Here is a 7616-nt window from a genome sequence, read left to right as displayed (position 1 = left end):
TGCCGTCAACGCTGGCAAAGCGCGTGCGCAGGGCTTCGTGGCGGCGCACGATCTCGTTCAGCGCGCTCTGCAACGCCGTCACGTCGAGCTGTCCGTTCAGGCGGACCGCCGCCGGAATATTGTAGAAAGCGCTTCCCGGCTCAAACTGGTCGAGGAACCACAGGCGCTGCTGCGCGAACGATAGCGGCATGCCCTCTTTGCGCTCGACCGGCGCCAAGGCTGTCGCGGTCAGGCCACGTTGGGACGATTCCATGCGCGCCAGCAGGCCGGCGACCGTCGGCGCTTCGAACACGGCACGTAGCGGCAGTTCGATTTCGAATGCGCCACGGATCTGCGACACCAGCTGCGTCGCCAGCAGCGAATGGCCGCCCAGCGCGAAGAAGTTGTCGTGCACGCCCACTTTGTCGAGCCGGAGCACGCCGGCCCAGATACCGGCCATGATCTCTTCGGCCGCCGTGCGCGGTGCGACGTAGCCCTCCTCGCTACGCGCCATGTCTGGCGCCGGCAAGGCTTTGCGATCCACTTTGCCGTTCGGCGTCAGTGGCATCTGTTCCAGTACCATGAAGTGGGCCGGTACCATGTATTCGGGTAGCGACGCCAGCAAGGCAGCTCGCAGTCCGGCGGGATCCGGCAGTTCTGCGTCGTCGTGCGCGACCAGATACGCCACCAGCCGCTTGTCTCCCGCCACGTCCTCGCGCGCCAGCACCAGTGCGTCGCGCACCGCCTCCAGTCCCGCCAAGGCGGACTCGATCTCGCCAAGTTCGATGCGGAAGCCGCGCAGCTTGACCTGATTGTCGATCCGGCCCAGGTACTCGATGCTTCCGTCATGCAGGTAGCGAGCCAGATCGCCGGATTTATACATGCGAGAACCGGCCGCGCCGAACGGGTTCGGGATGAATTTGTCCGCCGTCAGGTCGCCACGGTGCAGATAGCCTCGTGCCAGGCCTTCGCCGGCGATATGCAGCTCGCCGGCCACGCCCGCCGGCACGGGGTTCAGACCCGCGTCGAGGATGTAGACCTGCGTGTTGGCGATCGGCTTGCCGATCACCGGCGCGCCATCGAGCGCGCTCACTCGCCGCAGCGTCGACCAGATCGTCGTTTCGGTCGGGCCGTACAGGTTCCAGATCGCGTCGACATGGCCGAGCACATCGCGCATCAGGCCCACCGGCAGCGCTTCGCCGCCGCACAGCACCTTCAGTTGCAGTTCCTGTGGCCAGCCATGATCGACCAGCATGCGCCAGCTCGACGGCGTGGCCTGCATCATCGTCGCGCCTGAGCGCACCAGCAATTCGCTCAGTTGTTGCGGGTTGGACGCCGTCTCGCGGCCGGCCAGCACCACGCGCGCGCCGTTCGCCAACGGCAGGAACAGCTCCAGCGCGGCGATGTCGAACGACAGCGATGTGACAGCGACCAGCACGTCCTCGCTGTTCATGCCCGGCGCCTCTCCCATGCTGTGCAGGAAGTTGGCCAGGTTGGCGCGGTTGAGCGCCACGCCTTTCGGTTTTCCGGTCGAGCCGGATGTGTAGATCACGTAGGCCAGGTTGCCGCCCGTCGTCAGCTCGGACGGATTGGTGGCGTCGCAGCCCGCCAGCGATGCCGCGTCGGCATCAAGGCAGAACACCGGCACACCGCCGGTCGGCACGGAAGCCAGCAGGCGTTGTTGGGTCAGCAGCACTACCGGCGCAGCATCTTCCAGCATGTAGGCCAGGCGATCGGCCGGATAGGCCGGGTCCAGCGGCACGTATGCGCCGCCGGCCTTCAGGATGGCCAGCAGGCCCACAATCATCTCCAACGAGCGCTCCACGCACAGGCCCACCAGCACGTCCGGGCCCACGCCCAGCGTGCGCAGGTGATGCGCCAGACGGTTGGCCCGCGCATTCAGCTCGCCATACGTCAGCGATACATTGTCATACTCCAGCGCCACGCGATCCGGCGAGGCCGCAGCGCGTTCCTCGAACAGCGCTGGCATCAGCGATGCCGACCGGTAGTCGCGCGCAGTGTCGTTCCACTCCACCAGCAGTTGGTGGCGTTCGGCGTCGTCCAGCATATCCAGATCCTGGATGCGGCGCTCAGGGTTGGCCACGATCGCCTCCAGCAAGCGGGTGAAGTGCCCCGCCATGCGTTCGATGGTCGATGCGTCGAACAGATCAGTGTTGTATTCGAATACACCCTGCAAACCGCGCTCGGTCTCGCTCAAATTCAGTGTCAGATCGAATTTGGCGGTTGCATGCTCCGTCACCACTTCCTGCATGGTCAAACCGTGCAGGGACACCGCTTGCTGCGGCACGTTCTGCAGCATCAGCATCACCTGGAACAGCGGCGAATGGCTGGTATGGCGCTCAGGCTTGAGTACCTCCACCAGCTGTTCGAACGGCACATCCTGATGCGCGTAAGCGTCCAATGTGGTGCCGCGCACCTGCTGCAGCAGCTGCGTGAAACGTTCGCCGGAATCCACCCGGGTCCGCAGCACCAGCGTATTGGCGAAGAAGCCGATCAGCTTCTCGGTCTCCAGCCGATTGCGGTTGGCGATCGGCGTACCGATGCAGATATCGTCCTGTCCGGCGTAGCGCGACAGCAACACGTTGAAGGCCGCCGTCAGCGCCATGAACAGCGTGCTCTGGCCATTCCGGGCCAGCGCCTGGAGGCCTGCGACCAGCTCGCCGGACAAGCTGACCCGCAGCGATGCGCCGCGGTTGCTTTGATAAAGCGGGCGTGGACGGTCCGTCGGCAACGTCAGCAAGGCCGGCGCGCCGCCCAATTGCTCCTGCCAGTAGGACAAGCGCTGCTGCAAGAGATCACCGCTGAGCCATTGGCGTTGCCACTGCACGAAGTCGGCGTATTGAATCGGCAAAGGCGGCAGCGGATCGGGCCGGCCGGCAACGAAGGCGCTGTAGAGCTGAGCGACCTCGTCGACAAGTATACCCATCGACCATCCATCCGATACGATGTGGTGCATCGAGAACGCGCAGAGGTGCTGACCGCCATCGATGCGGAACAAGGCCACCCGTATCAGGGGTGCGCTCGACAAGGTGTAGGGCACGCGTAGCGCGGCGCGTGCCAACGCCAGCGCGCTGGCCTCGCGCTCCAGCGGCGGCAGGCCGCTCAGGTCGGTAACGGCGATCGGCAGCTCGGCCACCGCGGCAATGCGCTGGACCGGCTGGCCGTCCTCCTGCGCAAAGGCGGTGCGCAGCGATTCATGGCGAGCGACGATGCGATCCATGGTTTGCTGCAGCGCGGCCAGGTTCAGCTCACCGGTCAGGCGTACCAGCACGGGAACGTTGTAGAACGCGCTGCCCGGCTGATACTGGTCCAGGAACCAGAGCCGCTGCTGGGCGAACGACAGCGGCAGCGACGCGCTGCGGTCGGCGGGCGTGATCGCCGGGGCCACCGGCGCCGCGCCGGCCAGCAAAGCCTCGTCTATCCACTTCGCCATGTCGGCCACGGTGGGGTGATTGAACATGGCCCGCAGCGGCATCTCCACGCCGAACACGCTGTGCACTTTCGAGATGACCCGCGTCGCCAACAGCGAATGCCCCCCCACCGCGAAGAAGTTGCTATGCACCCCGAGCCGGCTTGCCGGCACGGCCAGCAGTTCCAGCCAGATCGCGTGCAATGCCACTTCGGTCGGCGTCACCGGCTCGGCCTGGGCTTCGGCCGGCGCCCCGATGGCGTCGGGCGCCGGCAGGCTCTTGCGATCCAGCTTGCCGTTGGGCAGGCGCGGCAAGGCGTCCAGCGCGACGAACAGGCCGGGAACCATGAATTGCGGCAGCCGCTCGCCCAGCCGGTCCCGCAGTGCCTCGGGCTGCAGCGACAGTCCGTCGCGCATAACCACATAGGCCAGCAGCTGGCTGGCCGGCCCCGGCTGCGGCCAGCCGGCCACCACCGCCTGCAGCACCGCGTCATCCTCGCGCAGCGCCTGTTCAACCTGGCGCACATCGATACGATGGCCGCGCAGCTTGATCTCGAAATCTTCGCGCCCCAGGTACTCCAGGCTGCCGTCCGCCAGATAGCGCACCAGATCGCCCGTGCGGTACAAGCGCGCGCCCGGCCGATCGGAAAACGGATGGGGAACGAAGCGTTCGGCGGTCAGGTCCGGCTTGCGCCAGTAGCCGCGCGCGATACCGATGCTGTCGACGCACAACTCGCCCGCCACACCGACAGGCACCTGCGCCAGCGCCTGGTCCAGCACATACACGCGGGTGTTGGCGATCGGCTTGCCGATGGGGGCGAACACTTCCTGCGCCGGGCCGTCGGCTGCCGGTACGCAGGCGCTGTAGGTCACGTCGTTCAATTCGGTGCAACCGAAGTTGTTCCACAGCTGAACCCAGGGCAGCGTCGCGTGCATCTCGCGGCGCACGGTGTCCGTCAACGGCTCGCCGGCCGTGGTGCAGTATTTGAGCGCCCGCAGTGCTTGCGCGTTGTCGCCCAGGCTGGCCAGCAGCGCCTGCAGATGCGAAGGCACCAGGTTCACGCGCGTGACCTGCCAGCGCTCCAGCACCGCCGCGAAGGCCGGCATGTCCTTGGCCGCGTCGTCGTTCACAAACACCAACGGCACGCCGCACAGCAGGCCGGCCAGCAATTCCTTGACCGACACCGCGAAGGCGATCGACGTTTTCTGGGCCACCATTTCGTCCGGCCCGAAGGGCATGCGGTCCCACAGGGCCAGCAGCCAGTTGATCAGCTGCCAATGCGGCACCATCACCCCTTTGGGGCGGCCGGTGGAGCCGGAGGTATACATCAGGTGCGACAGCTGTTCGGGCGCGACCTCCCAGGCGGGATCGGCGTCGCTCTGCGCGGCCAGGGTCGGATCGTCGAGGCACAGCGCAGCCACCGCGAAGCGTTGGGCCAATGCCGCCTGCGCCGGCGAGCACACCAGCCATTGCGGCTGTGCGTCGTCCGTGATGTGGGACAGGTAGCCGGCCGGGTAGTTCGGATCCAGCGGCACCACGCAGGCCCCGGCCTTGAGGATGCCGAGCAGCCCGACCAGGAATTCGCCCGAGCGCTCGGACAGCAAAGCCACCCTGGTTTCCGTCTGCACACCCAGCGCGCGCAGACGATGCGCCAGCTGGTTGGCCCGCGCATTGAGCTGCGCGTAGCTCAGCGCGCCGCGATCGTCATGGCAAGCGTCCCGTTCTGGCGTCGTCGCCGCCTGCCGCTCGAACAGGCGAACCACCGTGTCACGCGCTCTGGCAACGGTCGTGTTGTTCCATTTGGCAAAGAGCTGCTGCTCACGCGGATTGACACGGGTGATGCTGGATAATTTCATGACGGTCCGTTCTACTATCGCTACAGGCAAAAACAGCCAGGCGGGGATGCTTGGCGGGCATCCCTCGGCTTGGCGTGAAGGTCTGGGTGGAGTGGTTCAGGCGGCGCTGGCCGCGGCGGCGGCGGTCAGGCCGATTCCTCCGCGGCCGGCCGGATCTCCGGCTGGGCGCGGCCGGGGAACGGCAGGTCGAAGATCCGCAGCAGCGAGGTCGCCTTGACGGCGGTTTCCTCGAACTCGTCGGCGGCGTCCGACAGCGCGGTGATGGCGCCGCCGACGCCGTAGCGCACCTGGCCGGGAGTGAGCACCAGGCTGCGAATGACGATGTTCAGGTCGACCGCGCCGTTCAGCGAGAAATAGCCCAGCGACCCGGAATAGATGCCACGCGCCTGGCCTTCGAACTGATCGAGGATCTGCATGGTGCGGATCTTGGGCGCGCCCGTCATCGACCCGCCCGGGAAGGCCGCGCGCACGCAATCGACCGCCGTCACGTCCTGGCGCAAGGTGGCACGGACGGTGCTGACCATCTGGTGCACCGTGGCATAGCTTTCGATATCGAACAATTTCGGCACCGTCACCGAGCCGGTCTCGGCGCAGGTACCCAGGTCGTTGCGGATCAGATCGACGATCATCAGGTTCTCCGCCCGGTCTTTCTCGCTGTTGCGCAGATGCTCGCGCAGCGCGCGGTCGTCGGCCGCATCGTCGGCGCGCGGACGGGTGCCCTTGATCGGCTTCGATTCGATCACGCCGTCGTCCGAGATGCTGAGGAAGCGTTCCGGCGATCCGCTCAGTACGCTGAGCTCGTCGAAGCGCAGATACGCGGCAAACGGCGCCGGGTTGTTCCTGCGCAGGACACGGTAGGTCGACCACGGCGCGACGTCGGCGCCCACCGAGATCATATTGGTCAGGCAGATTTCATAGCTTTCGCCGGCGACGATGGCTTGCTTGCTGCGCGCCACCAGCTCCAGATACTCGTCGCGGTCGCTGCGCAAGGTCAGCGGCTGCGTCACCCGGGGCGTCTCGGCCGGCGACGGCTCCGGCTGGCGATGGCCCAGCAAGCCCTCCAGCCTGGCGGCGGTCTGCTCGATCCACTGCGCGGCCTGCTCCGGCGCCTCGGGGTCGACCAGGGCCAGCAGATAGGCCGAGCCGTCCAGGTGGTCAAAGCCGACCGCGCGGTCCGAGAACAGCATCGACGCATCCGGGTACTCGGACACGTGGGCCGCATCGGCATAGCATTCGGCCTTCAGTTCATAGCCCAGGTAACCCACCCAGCCCAGCGAGAACGAGAACGGCACCGCGACGGGCTCCACCGCGAACCCGGCCAGATCGGCGCGCAACCAGTCGAAGAAGCCGCTGCGCACCACCTGGGTGCCGATCGCGCTGCGCACCGTGACGGTGCCCTGCGCCACATCCGCCTGGGCGATGCGCGCCAGCGGTCCGCTGGCGTCGCCCATGAAGGAGAAGCGGCCATTGGGCCCGGTGTGCAGGCTGCTGTCGAGCCAGTAGGCGTGCAGCGCCCCGCCATACAAGGCGTCGAACGCCAGCTCGCTGGACGGCGCCAGCGGCAAATGGCGCATGGCGATCTGCAGCCTGGTGCGCGGCAAGTCGCCGGCGGCCCGCTCCGGCGCACGCCCGAAACGCTGCGCCTGGCGCAGATAGTCCGGCGCGTCGTCCGAGGCCGGGGCGCAACGGCCGTCCGCTTGCCAGGCGCGCGTGAGCGAGGCGAAATTGGCGACGATCTGCGTCCCGTAATTGCTGCAAATCGATTCGGGATGAAACTGTACGCCCCACAGCGGCCGGTGCCGGTGGCGCATCGCCATCAGCACGCCGTCCTCGGAGGCGCCGATGGCCTCCAGCTGTGGCGGCAGGCCTGTCACCGCCAGCGAATGGTAGCGCACCACTGAAAACGGCGACGGCACGTCCTGGAAGATATCCTGCCCGCTGTGCGTCACCACGGAAATCCGGCCGTGGCGCGGTTCCGGCGCCAGCCCGACGCTCGCGCCCTCGTCCAGCCCCATGCCCTGGAATCCCAGGCAAACGCCCAGTACCGGGATCGTGGCGCGCGCGATGACTTCGGTGCAAATGCCGAAATCCTGCGGCCGGGAGGGATGGCCAGGCCCGGGTGAAATGACGACATTGTCGAAATAACGGAGGTGGTCAATCGACCAGTTCGCCTCGTCGTTCATGATCACCACCGGCGCTTCCCCGTTGGCTTCAGCGATCATGTGGAACAAATTGTAGGTGAACGAATCGTAGTTATCTATGATGAGGGTACGCATAAATGTCTTCTTTATTGCCTTCAATCAGTGTGAGCTAGCAACCATCCCGCAATTCGCTGCCGCAGCGGCGATAT

General features: G+C 66.5%; 2 protein-coding genes. Both read right to left on the bottom strand.

Annotated elements, in window-relative coordinates:
• The coding region (locus tag DUGA2_RS31190; protein ID WP_070273194.1) for a non-ribosomal peptide synthetase at positions 1 to 5266 on the bottom strand (5266 nt) is incomplete at its 3' end.
• Between the two features lie 125 nt (positions 5267 to 5391).
• Positions 5392 to 7542, bottom strand: a complete 2151-nt coding sequence (pabB, locus tag DUGA2_RS31185; protein WP_070273193.1) for an aminodeoxychorismate synthase component I — start codon at positions 7540 to 7542, stop codon at positions 5392 to 5394.
• Positions 7543 to 7616 lie beyond the last annotated feature (74 nt).

The sequence above is a fragment of the Duganella sp. HH101 genome (genome assembly GCF_001758795.1).
Taxonomy (GTDB): Bacteria; Pseudomonadota; Gammaproteobacteria; order Burkholderiales; family Burkholderiaceae_D; genus Rugamonas; species Rugamonas rivuli.
The sequence above is the reverse complement of the archived record's forward strand: the minus strand, read 5'-3'. Positions and strand labels throughout refer to the sequence as shown.